Raw genomic sequence first — 16,154 nt, 5'->3', positions numbered from 1 at the left:
ATCTCCGGCAAAGATCGTGATAAACTTGCGCGGTTTTCTGCCCGCTCATCCGTTGAGGTACTTCTGAACACGCCGGCACAGCTCTCATTGCCACTCTATTTACCCGATGATGAAACCTTCGCCAGTTTCTGGCCGGGGGAAAACACGTCTCTGCTGGCGGCGCTGCAAGGCGCACTCTCTCAGCAACACGGTAGCTATCTCTATTTCTGGTCGCGCGAAGGCGGTGGCCGTAGTCATCTGCTGCATGCCGCCTGTGCGGAGCTCTCGGCGCGCGGCGAAGCGGTGGGCTATGTGCCGCTGGATAAGCGCACCTGGTTTGTGCCGGAAGTTCTGGAAGGCATGGAGAATCTGGCGCTGGTGTGCATTGATAATATCGAGTGCATCGCGGGCGATCCGGAGTGGGAAATGGCGATCTTTGATCTCTACAACCGCATTCTGGAAATCGGTAAAACGCGTTTGCTGATAACCGGCGATCGACCGCCGCGCCAGCTCAATCTTGGCTTACCGGATCTGGCTTCACGTCTCGACTGGGGACAGATTTACCGTTTGCAGCCGCTTTCTGATGACGACAAATTACAGGCGATGCAGCTGCGTGCCGGATTGCGTGGTTTTGAGTTGCCGGAAGATGTCGGGCGCTTCCTGTTGAAACGCCTCGACCGTGAGATGCGCACGCTGTTTGATACGCTGGATCGTCTCGATCGCGCCTCCATCAGCGCCCAGCGCAAACTCACCATTCCTTTTGTTAAAGAAGCGCTGGAGCTTTAGATAATCTCCAGCACCGCTTCGGGTGGACGACCAATACGCGCCTGTTCGCCCTTGATCACAATCGGGCGTTCGATCAGTTTCGGATGATCCACCATCGCTTGCAGCAGATGAGCCTCGCTTAACGCGCTATCCGCTAAAGCCAACTCTTGATACAAATCCTCTTTACGACGCATCAGTTCGCGCGCGCTGTGCATGCCGAGCTGTTTCAACAGACGTTTTAGCGTGGGGACATCGGGCGGCGTCTCAAGATAAAGCACCACATCGGGCTTGACACCTCGCTCCTGCAACAGCGCCAGCGTTTCGCGGCTCTTGCTGCAGCGCGGGTTGTGATAAATGCTGACCATCTTCTTATCCTTTTTGATAAACCTTAAAACGCTTCTGCAGTTCACGGAACTGGTCGATACGTGCGTCATAGCGCGCTTGTTTCAGGCTGCCGAGCGGCACCTGCGCGCTGGCGCTGCTCAAGGTGGAGATCGCCTGATCGAGCTGGCCGTTGAGTGCCAAACCTTCCGCGCGCGCCGAAAGTTCTTCATCGCGCAAACCCTGCGCCGCAGAGGCCTGCGCCAACAGATCAAAGGCGTTAACATCGTCTGGATGGGCAAAGGTGTAGCGATTGAGGATGCGGCTGGCGTTGGCGGGCTGCTTTGCTTCGACATAGGCATTAGCCAGATTCAACTGCAACACCGGATTGCTGTTGCTGCCTTTGGCGCTGCTGAGCATGGCGATCGCCTGCTGCGGCTGATTCAGGCCGATGTCGATGTCGGTCATGATATCAAGGAACCAGACGTTATCCGGCTGCTTCGCCAGCAGCGGGGCGATCACCCGTTTGGCGCTATCAAAGCTTTTGGCCTGCAGGAACTGTATCGCTTTGCCGTACTGTGCCGCCTGCTGCTCGCGCACGTTGCCTTTGGCGTATTCGTTCAGCAGGTCATCGGTCAGCTGATTGCGGCCAGTGGCGTACATGCCGAGCGAGCGCACTTTCGCCATGTAGAAATCCTGCGACGACTGCACCACCACCGGACGCATCTGGTTGGCGCGGTTACGCGCATCGGCAAGTCGGCTGTCGGGTAACGGGTGCGTCAGCAAAATTTCCGGCGGCTTGGAGGAGAAGCGGCTCTGATCCGCCAGCTTCTGCAGAAAAGTCGGCATCGCTTGCGGATCGAATCCAGCGCGTTGCAGAACCTGAATACCGATGCGGTCAGCTTCCTGCTCGTTGCCCTGGGTAAAGCTGATAATGCCTTGCTGCGCACCCGCCAGCGTACCGGTCAACGCCGCCATGCCGGCTTGCGGGCTGGCCATTGCCAGCAGAATCGATCCCAATGCGCCGACCCAGGTCAGCGGCGCATTGCGTCGCTGCTCTTCCATGGCGCGCGCCAGATGACGCTGCGTGACGTGCGAGATTTCGTGCGCCATCACCGACGCCAGCTGGCTTTCGTTATCGGTATAGCGGAACAGCGATGAATGCAGCACCACGTTGCCGCCAAAGAAGGCGAAGGCGTTGAGTTCGTCGTTCTGGATCAAAAAGAAGTGGAATGGCGTGCGCACCGAGTTGGCATGCGCCACCAGTCGCTGACCAAGCTCGTTAATGTATTGATTCAACAGCGGATCGTTAATCAGAGGCGCACTGGCGCGCAGCTGGCGCACGTAGAAGTCGCCCATCTGCAGTTCCTGATTAATCGAAAGCGTTGAACCTGCTGTGGTGCCCATGTCGGGCAGCGTATCACTAACGTCAGCGCGCGAACTCAGCGCAGGCGTCAGCAGCAGCGTAGGAATAAGGGCCGCCAGCACTGATTTTTTCAACCGGTTAAACATGCCTTGATCCTGTAAAAGTCACCCGAAATTGGACAGGTAAGTGGTTCAAATGTTCTGCACTATTTTTCCCTTTGCGGAACGCGCTCTATCTTAACCAGACTGCGGCGACAAGCAAACGATGAAGATTCATGCGCTTTAAATGAAAAAAGGGTTACAGCATGACGAAATTGCAGCAAAAAATTGAATAGCACGCCGCGATTTAAACAGGCTTCTTCACTCGTAAAAGTTAAAGTTACGTAAAGTTGCTCAAAATTATTGAATTTGGCATGAACTTTTCCAGGTTTACTCTGAAAAGCGGCGGCAAATGAGCGGTGTTGGCCCGCTTTATCCATCAGCGTTTTTAATCGTGAAGGCGACGCGCAGAGCATGCTACACAGTTATCATCGGACGGATTTTAAACGCACGTAAACTTATTCCCCCTGTATTAGGATAACAATTTCACGGCCACGCATTTCTCAACTCCTGCCAAAGCGACAATCGAAACCCTTTTTCAATTAACCTTGCTAATTATTTTTCACGCAATGAAAACGTCGGACAGCCCGTCACTACAGGACTTTTGCCTTGCTCACGCTGTGGTATAGATAAGGCACTTTATTCAAACGGACTGTGAATTGACGCGCAGTGTAAGCCGGAGAGTTTTTATGCGTTCTGTAGTTTCATACGCCCTTATCGCAATTGTCGGTGGCTTTGTTGGCGCCACCGTGAGTAAAGGTGATGACCTGTATCAGCGTGTTGTCAGCCATTTCTCCTCTGCACCCGCCGATCCCGACGGCTTCTGGAGCACGCCCGCCGTCGACGGCTACGGCAAAATCCATTACGAACCGGATGCGGCTTTCAAACCGGTGGTCGGTTTAAGCAACAAAGTGGTGTTTCAAATTACCCGCAGTGAAGGGGAGATGACGCGCCCAAATCTTGGATTGGAGCGCGTAGCGCGCGTGGTCAATCTCTATATCGCTTCGGGCGTGCCCGCTGACGACCTGCACTTTGTGGTATCGGTCACCGGTGATGCCACGCCAGCGATGCTGGATAACGCACATTTCCAGCAGTTCTACCAAGCGGACAACCCCAATCTGGCGCTGATCGGCGCACTGAATAAGTTGGGCGTGAAGGTTTCCGTATGCGATCAGTCGGTGGCGTTCCATCACTTCCCGAGAGAGTGGATTGACCCATCGGTGATTCATGCACTCTCCAGCCCGACGACCGTGTCGACGCTGGAAAATCAGGGTTATGCACTCTTACAGATGTAAATTTCAGGCACAGGAGAAGTGAAATGCGTCCAGCATCCTATATCGTTATTGCGGCTCTGGCAGGGTTTGTCGGCGGCAATGTATTACAGCTCCCCGATTTGGTCGACAAGGTTAGCGACAAATTTGCTGACAAGAAAAGTGAACCGGCTGATTTCTGGAGCACGCCGGCGATCGACGGTTACGGCAAAATCCACTTTGTGAATGTGCCGGACTACAATCCGGCCACCACGCCAGGGTTGAGCAATAAAATCGTCTTCCAGATCAACCGTAATGAAGGCGATGTGCGTCAGCCGAACCTTGGGCTGGAGCGCGTGGCACGCGTCACCAACCTCTATTACGCGGCGGGCGTACCGCTCGATCAGCTGAAATTTGTGGTGTCGATTAACAGCGATGCGGTTCCTGCGGCGTTGAATAATGAGCAATTCCGCAAAACCTACGGCACCGATAACCCCAATCTCAAGCTGATTGATGAGTTGAAAAAAGCTGGCGTGAAGGTGACCATTTGCGATCAGTCGGTGGCTTTCCATCAGCTGGAGCGCAACTGGATCGATACGCGCGTCACCCACACGCTGTCGAGCGGCACCACCGTGGCGTCGCTGCAGAACGAAGGTTACGCCTTCCTGATGCTCTGATTTCTGCCTGACAGCAGTTCGCGCTGCTGTCATCCCGCTGTCATTTATCCGCGATGTTGCTGTCACAGTTCGCCGCTACTTTAAGCGCCAATGAGATCGATCTCATTGGCACTTTACGAGGCGAACATGTCCGATTTAATCAGCGTGGCCAAACTGGCTGGCGTTTCTCGCGCTACCGCCGCCCGCGCATTCTCTGATCCGCATCTGCTGCGGGCTGACACGCTGGAAAAGGTGTTGAGCGCCTCTGAGCAGCTCGGCTTTCGCCCCAATCACATTGCCCGCCAACTGCGTACCCAAAGTTCAACCACCTTCGGCGTGCTGCTGCCGTCGCTGCTGAATCCGATCTTCGCCCGTCAACTGCAAGCGATGGAGCGTCAGGCGCGTGCCGCCGGTTACGGTCTGCTGGTGGCAACCAGCGATTATCAGCCCGAGCGGGAAGCGGCGATGGTGGAGCACATGCTGAACCAGCGCGTTGCCGGTTTGGTTCTTACCGTCGCCGACGCCGACAACAGCGCCATCCTGCATACGCTGCATCAAGCCAGCATGCCGTTTGTCCTGACGCATAACGTGCCGCAAGCCACGCACTGGCCCGCGATTTGCGTCGATAACCGCCAGGCGATGCAGCAAGCCACCGAACATCTGCTGCAGCTCGGACATCGCCACATCGGTATGGTGGCCGGTCCTATGCTGCAATCGGATCGCGCCCGTCTGCGCTATCAGGGCTATTGCGATGCCATGCAGCAGGCCGGATTGCGCGCGCTGCCGGTACTCGAAATGCCCAGCCATACCCAATCTGATTTCGCGCTGCTGCAGCCGCAGCTGAGTGGCGACACGCCGCTCAGCGCGGTGATCTGCACCAACGATCTGCTCGCCATCAGCCTGATTGGTGCTGCGGCGCGCGCCGGAGTGCGCATTCCGCAGCAGCTGTCGGTGATGGGTTTTGATGGCATCGATATCGGCGAGCAGATCGCGCCGTCGCTGGCGAGCGTAAGCCAGCCAGCTGACATGCTCGGCGCCGGGGCGATCGACATGCTGTTACAACAAGCCAGCCGCGGCACGCGCGTGCTGCCACATCGATTAAGGCTCGGCGCCAGTATCGCCGCGCCAGCAACCTCTTTTTCTTCCATTGCCAATATCAGGGAACCATCATGAAAAAAGTCACAATGATTGCCGGGGCGCTCGCACTGTCCGCCGGTTCGCTGTTCAGTTCGCTGGCGCAGGCCGCCGATACGGCGATTTGCTACAACTGTCCTCCCGAATGGGCGGACTGGGGAACCCAGCTTAACGCTATTGCTAAAGACACTGGCATTCAGGTGCCGCAGGACAATAAAAACTCCGGCCAGGCGCTGGCGCAGCTGGTGGCGGAGCAGGGCAATCCGGTGGCAGATGTGGTGTATTACGGCGTCAGTTTTGGCATCCAGGCGGATAGCGCCGGTGTCATCAGCGCCTATAAGCCCGCGCATTGGGACGAGATCCCAGCGGGAATGAAAGATCCCGACGGCAAATGGGTGGCGCTGCACTCCGGCACCATGGGCTTTATGGTTAACCTTGATGCGCTGGGCGGCGCGCCGGTGCCGCAATCCTGGGACGATCTGCTGAAGCCTGAATACAAAGGCATGATCGGCTACCTCGATCCGGCTAGCGCCTTTGTCGGTTACGTGGCGGCCGTGGCGGTCAACCAGGCGAAGGGCGGCAACATGCAGGACTTCACACCCGCGCTGACATGGTTCAAAAAACTCCAGGCTAACCAGCCGATCGTACCGAAGCAGACCGCCTACGCGCGCCTGATCTCCGGTGAGATTCCGATCCTGCTCGACTACGACTTCAACGCCTACCGCGCCAAATATAAAGATCACGCCAATGTCGCCTTTGTGATCCCGAAAGAGGGCACGGTTACGGTGCCGTACGTCATCAGCCTGGTGAAGAACGCGCCGCACGCAGACAACGGCAAGAAAGTGATCGACTACGTATTGTCGGATAAAGGTCAGGCGATTTGGGCTAATGCCTTCCTGCGTCCGGTACGCACCTCGGCGATGTCCGCTGACGCTAAGAAATTCTTCCTGCCAGACAGCGACTATGCGCGTGCGCAAACCGTGAACTATCAGCAGATGGCCGATGCGCAGAAGGCCTTCTCGGCGACATACCTGAGCGAGATGCGTTAATGTCGATGGCTGACACGCTGGCGGCCTCGCGCCGCCAGATACCGACGCAACCGGGCAGCCGCTGGTTGTGGCTGACGCTGCCCGCGCTGCTGTTCTTTTGCGCTTTCTGGCTGCTGCCGTTTGCCCGCCTGCTGCAAATCGGCATGCAGAACGATCGCAGCACCCAGCACAGCGGTTACTGGACGGTGATCACGCAGCCGCACTATCTGCTGAGCCTGCTGAACACCGTGCTGCTGTCGCTGGCGGTGACGCTGGTGACGTTACTCATCGCCGCTATCGTCGGCTGCTTTCTGGCACGCCAGCGCTTTGCCGGGCGCGGCACCTTGCTGGCGTTGCTGACCTTTCCGCTGGCGTTTCCCGGCGTGGTGGTGGGTTTTCTGGTGGTGATGCTGGCTGGACGTCAGGGATTGCTGGCGCAAATCAGCATGAGTTTGCTGCATGAACGCTGGACGTTGGCCTATTCGCTGGCGGGCCTGTTTATCGGTTACCTCTATTTCTCACTGCCGCGCGCCATCCTCACGCTGGTAGCAGCCAGTGAAAAACTCGATCGCTCGCTGGAAGAAGCAGCGCGTTCGCTCGGTGCCAGCCAGTGGCGCATCACCTGGGACGTGATTGTGCCCGGCCTGCAACCGGCGCTGCTCTCTACCGGCGCGCTGTGCTTCGCTACCAGCATGGGCGCTTTTGGCACCGCCTTTACGCTCGGCACCGATTTGGCGGTGCTACCACTGACCATTTACGGCGAGTTCACCAACTACGCCAACTTCGCCACCGCCGCCGCGCTGTCAGTGTTGATGGGCGGATTCGCCTGGCTGGCGCTGATGCTGGCGCGCCGTCTGGCGCAGGCTAAGGAGGCGCAATCATGAAACGTCGTGGACTGTTTAGCCTGCAACTGCTGATCACCGCCATCACCGCGCTGTTTATGATCGTGCCGGTGGTGCTGTCGATGCTGGCGGGCGTCACCAATAACTATTTCATCGGCCTGCGCAGCGGCTTCACGCTGAAGTGGGTGGAGCAAGTGTGGCAGATGTACGCCGATACTTTCTGGCTGTCGCTGCTGGTCGCGCTGTTCTGCCTGCTGGTTACCTTGGTGATTGGCGTTCCCGCTGCGTGGGGATTGCTGAAAGCGCCGGGCCGCTGGGCGGCGCGTATTGAAGAGTGCTTGATGCTGCCGGTGGCGCTGCCCGGTCTGGCAACCGCGCTCGGCATCATTCTGCTCTACGGCCAGTTTTCCGGCTTGCGTGATAGCTGGCTGTTCATCCTGATTGGTCACGTGCTGTTTACCTTGCCGTTTATGATGCGGCCAGTGCTGGCGGTGATGCAGGCGGTGGATATGCCGCGCCTGGAAGAAGCCTCGGCCAGCCTCGGTGCCAGCTTGTGGCAGCGCTTCTTTACCGTGGTGGTGCCAAACTGCCGCAACGGCATTCTTGCTGGCGCGTTTATGGTGATCACGCTGTCGGTGGGTGAATTCAACATTACATGGATGCTGCACACGCCGCTGACCAAAACCTTGCCGGTTGGCCTTGCCGACAGCTATGCCTCAATGCGGCTGGAAGTGGGCTCCGCCTACACGCTGATTTTCATTCTGATGATTCTGCCGCTGCTGCTGATGCTCAATGCCGTGAATCACTGGCTTAACCGCGCGGTTTCGCGCCAACACAAGGAGGTAGCATGAACCCTGCGGCCGTTACCGTGACGCTGCGCGGCTGCGCACGTCACTTTAATCATCATCAGGCGCTGCAACCGCTTGATCTCACGGTGCATGCCGGCGAAACGCTGGTGCTGCTGGGGCCGTCCGGCTGCGGCAAAACCACTACGCTGCGCATTATCAGCGGGCTGGAGAGCTGCGATGTCGGCGGCGAAGTGTGGTTTGACGATCGCAACGTTACCGCTTTACCGATTGAAAAACGCAACGTCGGCATGGTGTTCCAGAACTACGCGCTGTTCCCGAATCTCAATGTGGCCGGGAACGTAGCGTACGGCCTGAAAGTGCAGGGCGTGGCGCGTGCCGAACGGGAAGCGCGCGTACAGGAGATGCTGGCGCTGGTGGATCTCACCGCGCTGGCGCAGCGTAGCATCGACAAACTCTCCGGCGGCCAGAAGCAGCGTGTGGCGCTGGCGCGCGCGTTAGCCGCGCAGCCCAAAGTGCTGCTGTTTGATGAGCCGCTGGCGGCGCTGGATGCGCGCCTGCGCGATCGTCTGCGTCTGGAGATCGGCGCGCTACTGAAGAAGCTGGCGATCACCGCCGTTTACGTAACGCACGATCAGCAGGAAGCGATGGCGCTCGGCGACCGTATTGCGGTGATGGAGCAGGGACGTTTGGTGCAGATCGATACGCCGCAGAAAATTTATCAGCATCCGGCGTCAAAATTTGTCGCCGATTTTGTGGGCGCGATTAACTGCGTAGATGTGGATACACGCGGCCATCCGCAGCGCTTTTGCCGCCCGGAAGATGTACTGCTGGCCAGCGATGAGCGTTATCCGCGCCAGGGTTTTATTGTTGCCAGCACCTTTCTGGGCGCGTCGCAGCGGTTGATGATCGACATCGGGCTGGCGACGCCCATTCAGGTGGATCGCCACGCGCGTGAAGCCTGGCATGCCGGACAAGCGGTGAGCTGGACGCTGGCGCAGGACGCCGCGCTGCAGTTTTCTTAATGTCATTGACTCAGCGCTGGAATCAATTGCCGCACAATTCGTAGCGGCGCGATTCATCGCGCAATAAATTGCGCCGCTACGAACCGTAAGCGTTGTGATAGCCGTGGTTGACAAATATTACGCTGCAATTTTTGCAGCCGGAGAAACTTTATTGTGTCTGAAACATTGACGCTCATCGCGCAAATCAGCGATTTACACATTAAGGCCAACGGCCGTTTATCCTACAAAAAAGTCGACACTCAAGCCGCGCTACTGCGGGTGATTGAGACGCTAAACCGCCTTGCGTCGCGCCCCGACATGGTGGTGATTACCGGCGATCTGGTCGATTTCGGCACCGCGGCAGAGTATCAAACGTTAAAGCAGGCGCTGCGCCAACTGCAGCTGCCGTTTCTGCTGATGCCGGGCAACCACGACGATCGCCAGGCGCTGCGTGCGGCGTTTCCGGATCATTACTATCTGCAGCACGGAGCAACCCTGAACTGGCAGATGCAGGTGAAAGGCGTGCAGCTGCTGGCGCTCGATTCCAGCGTGCCACAGCAGCCGTGGGGCTATGTGGATGAAGCGCAGTTGCGCTGGCTTGATGAGCAGTTGCAGCGCCAGCCGCAGTTGCCGACGCTGGTGATGCTGCATCATCCGCCGTTTCTTTGCGGCATCGAACATATGGATAACCAGCCGCTGCGCAATCCGGCGGCGCTGGCGGCGATTATTCAGCGCCATCCACAGGTGGAACGCGTGCTGAGCGGCCATCTGCACCGCTCGGTGCAGGCGCGCTTTGCCGGTACGCTGGCGTGCGTGGCGCCGGGTGTATCGCATCAGGTGGCGTTTGATCTCGCGGAAAATGCACCGGCGAATTTTGTGCTGGAGCCGCCCGGTTTTCTGCTGCATCGCTGGCATGCGCAGCAGGGCATGAGCACGCATTTGTGTGCTATCGGCGATTATCCCGGTCCGTGGCCGTTTTACGATGCCAACGGTTTGATCGATTAGCGCCAGCGTAGAGAAAGAATTGTGTGTGGCTGACAGGATGCTTCGTGCTCAATTTGCGTTGTGGGTGTACAATCGCCCGTTAGCTCACCAGGGCAAGTGCATCCAACTATAACAAGACTGTCAGGCACACATATCGATGAATCTATTCACTAAGGTCGTTGCGCTATGCTAACGCGCCTGCGGCCAAAAACTGACCTGCGCACGCTGATCGCGCTGTTGGCGATCACCAGCATCGTCATCACACTTGCCAACACGCTGTACGCCACCTGGCGCGTACAACGTATGGTCCTGATCGAAAGCACCCTCGAAGCCAATCGCGCTTACGCCACTAAACTGGCGGCGACGACGGAGGTCTTCTTTCAGCTGGCTCAGTCGCAGCTGCACTACAGCGCGACGCAGCTGGGCAATGATTTTGATGATGCCGATTTGGCGCAGCAGGAAGTCAATCGCCTGCGTGAGCAAACTAATAGCTTTAACTCGGTGGCGGTGGTGGACAGCAACGGCATCGTGAAAGCCATTTCACCCGAATCGCTGATGCTGAAAGGCATGCAGCTCACCAGCCAGGCTTCGCGTGAAGCGCTGGCGCAGCGTCAGCCGATGGTCAGCAAACCCAGCATCTCCGCCGCCAATAATCTGATTGTGTTTGTCTCCTGGCCGATCTGGAGCAAAGACGGACGTTACCTTGGCTACGTCGGCGGCACCATCTATCTGAAGAAGAAAAGCATCCTCAACGCGCTGCTCGGCGAGCAGTTCTATCGCGATGGCACGCATGTTTACGTGCTGGATCGCAATAATCAGGTGCTGTACCACCAGAATACCCAGCTGATTGGTAAAAGCGTGCCGGGCATCGTTAGCGATCGCCAACGCGAGGAGAAAACCAACGGTGAAGTGCAACTGACGGAAGAGAACGTGCCTAAGCTGGCCGGTTACGCCATCGTACCCACCACCGGCTGGATGGTGGTGGCGTTGAAACCCACCGATGTGACGCTGGCGCCGCTCACCGGCTTGCTGCTGAAAGTGTTGAAAAACTCGGTGCCATTTGCGCTGCTGACCTTGCTGGTGGCGGTGATTCTGGCGCGTCTGATTGCGCTGCCGCTGTGGCAACTGGCGCGCAAAGCCAGCCAGATGGATTCCCAGGGCGTGTCGAACGAGATTGGCGGCATTCGCGCCTGGTATTTCGAAGCGGCGCAGGTCAAACGCGCGCTGCTCACCGGTATTGGTTTAGTGCAGGATAAGATTGGTCGCCTGAAATCGGAAGTGCAGAGCGATCCCATGACCAATCTGCTTAACCGTCGAGGCCTGAGCGCGGTGCTCGACTACTTCGCCACCATGCGCCAACCGTTCTCGGTGCTGGCGCTGGATATCGATCATTTCAAACGGGTCAACGATACCTTCGGTCATGATGTCGGCGATGAGGTGATTAAACATGTGGCGCGAACCTTACGCAGCAGCGCCCGTCAAACCGATGTGGTGTGCCGTAACGGCGGGGAAGAGTTCCTGATGTTGCTGCCTGCGACGTCGGTGGAAGACGCACGCATTCTGGCCGAGCGCGTGCGCATCAGCATTGCAGAAAACTGGATTGATCAGGTTGGCAATGTCACGCTGTCGGTGGGCATTGCCGACTGGCAGCCGGAAAGTGGTTCGCAGGAGCAGAGCCTCAAGCAGGCCGATGCCGCGCTTTATCAGGCGAAAAATGCCGGACGCAACTGCGTGATGATCTCCGGTCAGGATGCATTGGTCAGCAGCATTACGCATTAACGCTCCGGGTGCGGCCTGCGCACCCGTTTATCTCAGGCTGACTTCAGATAATCCAGCACGATGTCGTGGTGATTGGAGGTTTTGAAATCGTCGAACACTTTCTCAACTTTGCCGTTGGCATCAATCAGGAAGCTGATGCGGTGAATGCCGTCATAGGTTTTGCCCATAAAGGTTTTCTCGCCCCAGACGCCAAACTGCTCGCACACCTGATGATCTTCATCCGATAACAGCGTGAAGTTCAGCAGCTCTTTATCGGCAAAGCGTGACAGCTTCTCCGCTTTGTCGGTGCTGATACCCAGCACAACAACGCCTTCAGTTTTCAACTCATCCATGTTGTCGCGCAGACCGCAAGCCTGCACGGTGCAACCCGGCGTCATGGCTTTCGGATAGAAATAGACCAGAACGCGCTGTCCCTGGAAGTCGGCCAAATTTACTTGTTCGCCGTCCTGATCGGGCAAACTAAATTTCGGTGCGGTATCACCGGCTTTCAGTGGATTCATCACAACTCTCCATTTTTTTACATGCTGTGGGTAATACACCATCAAGAGCAAAAGTGCCAGGTGGTGTTTACCGTCAGGGTTATTTCACCACACGGTTTGCCGCAGCGGCAGAGTGTGTGGCGAAATAACCCGGAGCCTGATTAAACGGTGCTATTAGCATCGTCGGTGACACTATAAAGACGAATTGAGCCTTGTGCATGCAGTTCTTCGCACAGCTGATTGAAAGCCTGCTCGATGGGCGCACTGAATTGATTGGCCGGGCTGTGCGCCGTTATTTGAATATAGAGCGTCGGTGCCACGCCATCCTGCGCCGGTTTAATTCTGGACACCAGTTCGGCAATATTCATCTGATGTTTATCGAACAGATCGGTGAAGCGCTCAATGATATGCGGTGAATCCGGCACTTCGATTTGCACCCATACGGTGGCGGGCATCGGTGGCGTGGCGCGCGCATTGGTACGCTTCATTACAATCAGCAACTCCAGCTCGGCACCTTTCATCGGCAGCGTTGATTCAATCAGGGTGATCGCGTTCCAGCTACCGGACAGCAGCATGATAAAAGTGAACTCATCGCCCAGCATCGCTAAACGGCTGTCCTCGATATTGCAGCCGCAGCTGCTAACGTGACGGGTGATGGTATTGACGATACCCGGACGATCAACGCCCAATGCGGTGATCACCAGATGGTGAGGCTGTGACTGCGACAAAATGGCATTTCCTGTACGTTCGCTAATAACTATAAGGTAAACATAAAAAAAACTGCTGACAAGCGCGGGAATGGCGTGGCTCGCTTGCTTTTCTTTCAATGTAAAACGTAACATGAGGCACTTGTTTGTCGAGGGGATAGCCCATGTTCACCGGAAGTATTGTTGCGCTCATTACGCCAATGAATGAAAAAGGTAATGTCTGCCGCGAAAGTTTGAAAAAACTGATTGATTATCATGTTGCCAGCGGCACCGCGGCGATTGTTTCTGTTGGCACCACCGGCGAATCAGCCACGCTCAGCCATGACGAGCACGGTGATGTGGTTATGCAAACCCTGGAACTGGCGGATGGCCGTATTCCGGTTATCGCCGGCACCGGCGCAAATGCCACGGCTGAAGGCATCTCTCTGACCAAACGCTTTACCGGCAGCGGTGTGGTGGGCTGTTTAACGGTCACGCCTTATTACAACCGTCCGACGCAGGAAGGTCTGTTCCAGCACTTTAAAGCTATTGCGGAAAGTACCGATCTGCCGCAGATGCTGTATAACGTTCCTTCGCGTACCGGTTGCGACATGCTGCCGGAAACCGTCGCGCGTCTGGCCGAAATTAAAAATATTATCGGAATCAAAGAGGCCACCGGGAACTTATCGCGTGTCTCACAGATCCAAGAGCTGGTTAATGATGAGTTCATCATCGTCAGCGGCGATGACGCTACGGCGCTGGACTCCATGCAACTGGGCGGCAAAGGCGTAATTTCGGTCACGGCTAACATTGCAGCGCGTGAAATGGTTGAACTCTGTGCCTTAGCGCAACAGGGCAAATTCGCCGAAGCGCGTCGCCTGAATCAGCGTCTGATGCACCTGCACCAGACGCTTTTCTGTGAACCCAATCCAATCCCGGTGAAATGGGCAGCAAAACAGCTAGGATTAATCGCGGATGACACGCTGCGCTTGCCAATGACGCCACTGACCGAAGCCGGTCAGACGAAAACGGCGCAAGCGCTGATTAAAGCAGGTCTGCGATAATTTAGGGAGAATCAATGAGTTATTCAGTTAAGCGCTCGACGCTGGCAACGGTAGTGGGCCTTTCCACCCTGATGCTGCTCACAGCGTGTTCCAACGATCAGCGTTATAAGCGCCAGGTCAGCGGGGATGAATCTTACCTGCAGGCGCCTGAGCTGCATGATTTAAAAGCCCCAGCGGGCATGATTCTGCCGTTGCAGAATGGCGATTACGATGTTCCGCACAGCGTGGCGAAAGGCGCGGTTGGCAAAGAGCTGGATATTCGTCCGCCAGCCCAGCCGCTGGCGCTGCTGAACGGCACGCGTGCGCAGTTCACCGGTAACACGGGCGTGCTGGCCGTGGAAAGCAGCCGCGGTTCTATCTGGTCGCAGGTTGTGGGTGTGATTCAGTCTTACAAGTTCCCGATTGCCCAGCGTGATGACGCTTCGCAACAGCTGACCACCGATTGGGTGCAGTGGAACCGTGCTGACGAAGATAACCAGTATCGCGGTCGCTATCAGATCAGCGTGCAGAATCAGAGCTATCAGCAAGTGCTGACCGTACGTTTGCTGGAACTGCAGCAGTCTGGTCAAGCCGTTACTTCTCCGGCACAGATTCAACGCTATACCGGCCAGATGTTGAACGACATCAGCACCGGTCTGGATAAAGTGGATTCTGCCAGCCAGGATGCGGCGGCCAACCGTGCCACCGGACAGATTGATGTGCAGAGCGGCGCGGATGACACCGGTTTACCGCTGTTGATTCTGCGCGCACCGTTTAACGTCACCTGGCAGCGTTTGCCAGCGGCGTTGAAACGCGTGGGCATGGAAATCACAGATGACAACCGTTCGCAGGGCAGCCTGAAAGTGACCTACAAACAGCCGGGCAGCGGCGTTTGGGATCAGATTGGCGCCAAAGATCCAGAACTGCCCAACGGCGATTACAAGTTGCAGGTTGGCGATCTGGATAACCGCAGCAGTCTGCAGTTCATCGATCCGAAAGGTCACGTGCTAACCCAGGCGCAGAACGACGCGCTGGTGCAGGTGATTCAAGGCGCGCTGAAATAAATTGCCAAAGGGCCGGAGATTCTCCGGCCTTTTTGTTTTGGATTTGGCATAATAGCGCCCGGCGAAGTAAACGATTGCGTCACGCAATCGGCGCGCGGTGAAACACCGCTGAACACGGGTTCTTTCATGTTTGGAGTTAACAAGATGCAAAAGCGAGCTGAGTTGTATCGCGGTAAAGCGAAAACCGTATACAGCACCGATAATCCGGATCTGCTGGTACTTGAATTCCGCAACGATACGTCAGCAGGAGACGGTGCACGAATCGAGCAGTTTGATCGCAAAGGAATGGTAAACAACAAGTTTAACCATTTCATCATGACCAAATTGCAGGAAGCGGGCATTCCGACCCAGATGGAAGCGCTGCTGTCGGATAATGAAGCGCTGGTGAAAAAGCTGGAGATGGTGCCGGTGGAGTGCGTGGTGCGCAACCGAGCGGCAGGATCGCTGGTAAAACGTCTGGGTGTGGAAGAGGGCATTGTGCTCAATCCACCGCTGTTTGATCTCTTCCTGAAAGATGACGCCAAACACGACCCGATGGTCAACGAATCCTATTGCGAAACCTTCGGCTGGGTGAGCAAAGCGAATCTGGCACGCATGCAAGAGCTGACCTTCAAAGCCAATGATGTGCTGAGTAAACTGTTTGATGACGCAGGTTTGATCCTGGTCGACTTCAAGCTGGAGTTTGGTCTGTTCAACGGCGAAGTGGTGCTGGGTGATGAGTTCTCGCCAGATGGCGCGCGTCTGTGGGACAAAAACACCATGGATAAAATGGACAAAGACCGTTTCCGTCAGAGCCTTGGCGGCCTGGTTGAAGCTTACGAAGAAGTTGCACAGCGTTTGGGTGTGAAGCTGGATTAAGTCCTATTTGCA

18 protein-coding genes are annotated in these 16,154 nt (G+C 56.5%); 13 read left to right on the top strand and 5 right to left on the bottom strand.

The annotated features are described in order from the left end of the window. The first annotated feature begins 63 nt into the window (after nt 1-63). Nucleotides 64-765 (top strand): DnaA inactivator Hda, encoded by a 702-nt coding sequence (gene hda, locus K5Y33_RS09845; protein WP_036649513.1) that lies wholly within the window; start codon nt 64-66, stop codon nt 763-765. On the opposite strand, the gene arsC is transcribed toward hda, so the two are convergent. From arsC to K5Y33_RS09830, 3 genes are read right to left on the bottom strand one after another with little or no spacing between them, the layout of a single operon-like run. Then, nucleotides 762-1,109, bottom strand: a complete 348-nt coding sequence (arsC, locus tag K5Y33_RS09840; protein WP_222233792.1) for an arsenate reductase (glutaredoxin) — start codon at nt 1,107-1,109, stop codon at nt 762-764. The genes hda and arsC overlap by 4 nt on opposite strands. Nucleotides 1,110-1,113: 4 nt before the next feature. Beyond that, nucleotides 1,114-2,577, bottom strand: a complete 1,464-nt coding sequence (locus K5Y33_RS09835; protein WP_222233791.1) for a M48 family metallopeptidase — start codon at nt 2,575-2,577, stop codon at nt 1,114-1,116. 59 nt (nt 2,578-2,636) lie between these two features. Next, nucleotides 2,637-2,909: a hypothetical protein gene (locus K5Y33_RS09830; protein ID WP_192233033.1), complete on the bottom strand. Its 273-nt coding sequence runs from the start codon at nt 2,907-2,909 to the stop codon at nt 2,637-2,639. 309 nt (nt 2,910-3,218) lie between these two features. On the opposite strand from K5Y33_RS09830, the gene K5Y33_RS09825 reads away from it, so the two are divergent. The 9 genes from K5Y33_RS09825 to K5Y33_RS09785 all read left to right on the top strand — a co-directional run bounded on the left by K5Y33_RS09825 (nt 3,219) and on the right by K5Y33_RS09785 (nt 12,012). Next, complete coding sequence (locus tag K5Y33_RS09825) at nt 3,219-3,824, top strand: DsrE family protein (protein WP_101763514.1); 606 nt, start codon at nt 3,219-3,221, stop codon at nt 3,822-3,824. 23 nt (nt 3,825-3,847) lie between these two features. Then, the gene (locus K5Y33_RS09820) at nt 3,848-4,456 is read left to right on the top strand and encodes a DsrE family protein (protein ID WP_137386267.1); all 609 of its coding nucleotides are present in this window, start codon (nt 3,848-3,850) and stop codon (nt 4,454-4,456) included. 126 nt (nt 4,457-4,582) lie between these two features. Beyond that, nucleotides 4,583-5,608: a substrate-binding domain-containing protein gene (locus tag K5Y33_RS09815; RefSeq protein WP_192233037.1), complete on the top strand. Its 1,026-nt coding sequence runs from the start codon at nt 4,583-4,585 to the stop codon at nt 5,606-5,608. Next, nucleotides 5,605-6,618, top strand: a complete 1,014-nt coding sequence (locus K5Y33_RS09810) for an ABC transporter substrate-binding protein (RefSeq protein ID WP_192233039.1) — start codon at nt 5,605-5,607, stop codon at nt 6,616-6,618. Before K5Y33_RS09815 ends, K5Y33_RS09810 begins: the two co-directional genes overlap by 4 nt. Next, the gene (locus tag K5Y33_RS09805; RefSeq protein WP_192233041.1) at nt 6,618-7,481 is read left to right on the top strand and encodes an ABC transporter permease; all 864 of its coding nucleotides are present in this window, start codon (nt 6,618-6,620) and stop codon (nt 7,479-7,481) included. The genes K5Y33_RS09810 and K5Y33_RS09805 overlap by 1 nt, the downstream gene beginning before the upstream one ends. Further along, nucleotides 7,478-8,290, top strand: coding sequence for an ABC transporter permease (locus tag K5Y33_RS09800; RefSeq protein WP_192233043.1), 813 nt, complete (start codon nt 7,478-7,480; stop codon nt 8,288-8,290). Before K5Y33_RS09805 ends, K5Y33_RS09800 begins: the two co-directional genes overlap by 4 nt. Beyond that, entirely contained in the window at nt 8,287-9,270 is a 984-nt protein-coding gene (locus K5Y33_RS09795) for an ABC transporter ATP-binding protein (protein WP_192233045.1), read from the top strand. The genes K5Y33_RS09800 and K5Y33_RS09795 overlap by 4 nt, the downstream gene beginning before the upstream one ends. A gap of 153 nt (nt 9,271-9,423) precedes the next feature. Continuing rightward, complete coding sequence (locus K5Y33_RS09790) at nt 9,424-10,254, top strand: phosphodiesterase (protein ID WP_222233790.1); 831 nt, start codon at nt 9,424-9,426, stop codon at nt 10,252-10,254. A 165-nt stretch (nt 10,255-10,419) separates the two neighbouring features. Beyond that, nucleotides 10,420-12,012: a sensor domain-containing diguanylate cyclase gene (locus K5Y33_RS09785; RefSeq protein WP_101763522.1), complete on the top strand. Its 1,593-nt coding sequence runs from the start codon at nt 10,420-10,422 to the stop codon at nt 12,010-12,012. A gap of 32 nt (nt 12,013-12,044) precedes the next feature. On the opposite strand, the gene bcp is transcribed toward K5Y33_RS09785, so the two are convergent. Both bcp and K5Y33_RS09775 read right to left on the bottom strand, forming a co-directional pair. After that, nucleotides 12,045-12,512, bottom strand: a complete 468-nt coding sequence (gene bcp, locus K5Y33_RS09780) for a thioredoxin-dependent thiol peroxidase (RefSeq protein WP_101763523.1) — start codon at nt 12,510-12,512, stop codon at nt 12,045-12,047. A gap of 140 nt (nt 12,513-12,652) precedes the next feature. Next, the gene (locus K5Y33_RS09775) at nt 12,653-13,219 is read right to left on the bottom strand and encodes a glycine cleavage system transcriptional repressor (RefSeq protein ID WP_101763524.1); all 567 of its coding nucleotides are present in this window, start codon (nt 13,217-13,219) and stop codon (nt 12,653-12,655) included. A 143-nt stretch (nt 13,220-13,362) separates the two neighbouring features. On the opposite strand from K5Y33_RS09775, the gene dapA reads away from it, so the two are divergent. The 3 genes from dapA to purC all read left to right on the top strand — a co-directional run bounded on the left by dapA (nt 13,363) and on the right by purC (nt 16,142). After that, on the top strand, nt 13,363-14,241 hold the full coding sequence (dapA, locus tag K5Y33_RS09770; RefSeq protein WP_101763525.1) for a 4-hydroxy-tetrahydrodipicolinate synthase: 879 nt from the start codon (nt 13,363-13,365) through the stop codon (nt 14,239-14,241). A gap of 14 nt (nt 14,242-14,255) precedes the next feature. Next, nucleotides 14,256-15,284, top strand: a complete 1,029-nt coding sequence (gene bamC, locus K5Y33_RS09765; protein WP_101763526.1) for an outer membrane protein assembly factor BamC — start codon at nt 14,256-14,258, stop codon at nt 15,282-15,284. 144 nt (nt 15,285-15,428) lie between these two features. Beyond that, complete coding sequence (gene purC / locus K5Y33_RS09760) at nt 15,429-16,142, top strand: phosphoribosylaminoimidazolesuccinocarboxamide synthase (protein ID WP_007884822.1); 714 nt, start codon at nt 15,429-15,431, stop codon at nt 16,140-16,142. Nucleotides 16,143-16,154: the final 12 nt, after the last annotated feature.

Origin of the sequence: Pantoea sp. DY-17 (assembly GCF_019795975.1) — a bacterium.
Taxonomy (GTDB): Bacteria; Pseudomonadota; Gammaproteobacteria; order Enterobacterales; family Enterobacteriaceae; genus Pantoea; species Pantoea leporis.
This window is presented reverse-complemented; position numbering and strand designations above follow the sequence as displayed.

Coding starts and splice junctions, on each gene's coding strand:
- arsC (WP_222233792.1), bottom strand. CDS start 1,109: ATGGTCAGCATTTATCACAACCCGCGCTGCAGCAAGAGCCGCGAAACG.
- K5Y33_RS09835 (WP_222233791.1), bottom strand. CDS start 2,577: ATGTTTAACCGGTTGAAAAAATCAGTGCTGGCGGCCCTTATTCCTACG.
- K5Y33_RS09830 (WP_192233033.1), bottom strand. CDS start 2,909: ATGGATAAAGCGGGCCAACACCGCTCATTTGCCGCCGCTTTTCAGAGT.
- K5Y33_RS09825 (WP_101763514.1), top strand. CDS start 3,219: ATGCGTTCTGTAGTTTCATACGCCCTTATCGCAATTGTCGGTGGCTTT.
- K5Y33_RS09820 (WP_137386267.1), top strand. CDS start 3,848: ATGCGTCCAGCATCCTATATCGTTATTGCGGCTCTGGCAGGGTTTGTC.
- K5Y33_RS09815 (WP_192233037.1), top strand. CDS start 4,583: ATGTCCGATTTAATCAGCGTGGCCAAACTGGCTGGCGTTTCTCGCGCT.
- K5Y33_RS09810 (WP_192233039.1), top strand. CDS start 5,605: ATGAAAAAAGTCACAATGATTGCCGGGGCGCTCGCACTGTCCGCCGGT.
- K5Y33_RS09805 (WP_192233041.1), top strand. CDS start 6,618: ATGTCGATGGCTGACACGCTGGCGGCCTCGCGCCGCCAGATACCGACG.
- K5Y33_RS09800 (WP_192233043.1), top strand. CDS start 7,478: ATGAAACGTCGTGGACTGTTTAGCCTGCAACTGCTGATCACCGCCATC.
- K5Y33_RS09795 (WP_192233045.1), top strand. CDS start 8,287: ATGAACCCTGCGGCCGTTACCGTGACGCTGCGCGGCTGCGCACGTCAC.
- K5Y33_RS09785 (WP_101763522.1), top strand. CDS start 10,420: ATGCTAACGCGCCTGCGGCCAAAAACTGACCTGCGCACGCTGATCGCG.
- bcp (WP_101763523.1), bottom strand. CDS start 12,512: ATGAATCCACTGAAAGCCGGTGATACCGCACCGAAATTTAGTTTGCCC.
- dapA (WP_101763525.1), top strand. CDS start 13,363: ATGTTCACCGGAAGTATTGTTGCGCTCATTACGCCAATGAATGAAAAA.
- bamC (WP_101763526.1), top strand. CDS start 14,256: ATGAGTTATTCAGTTAAGCGCTCGACGCTGGCAACGGTAGTGGGCCTT.
- purC (WP_007884822.1), top strand. CDS start 15,429: ATGCAAAAGCGAGCTGAGTTGTATCGCGGTAAAGCGAAAACCGTATAC.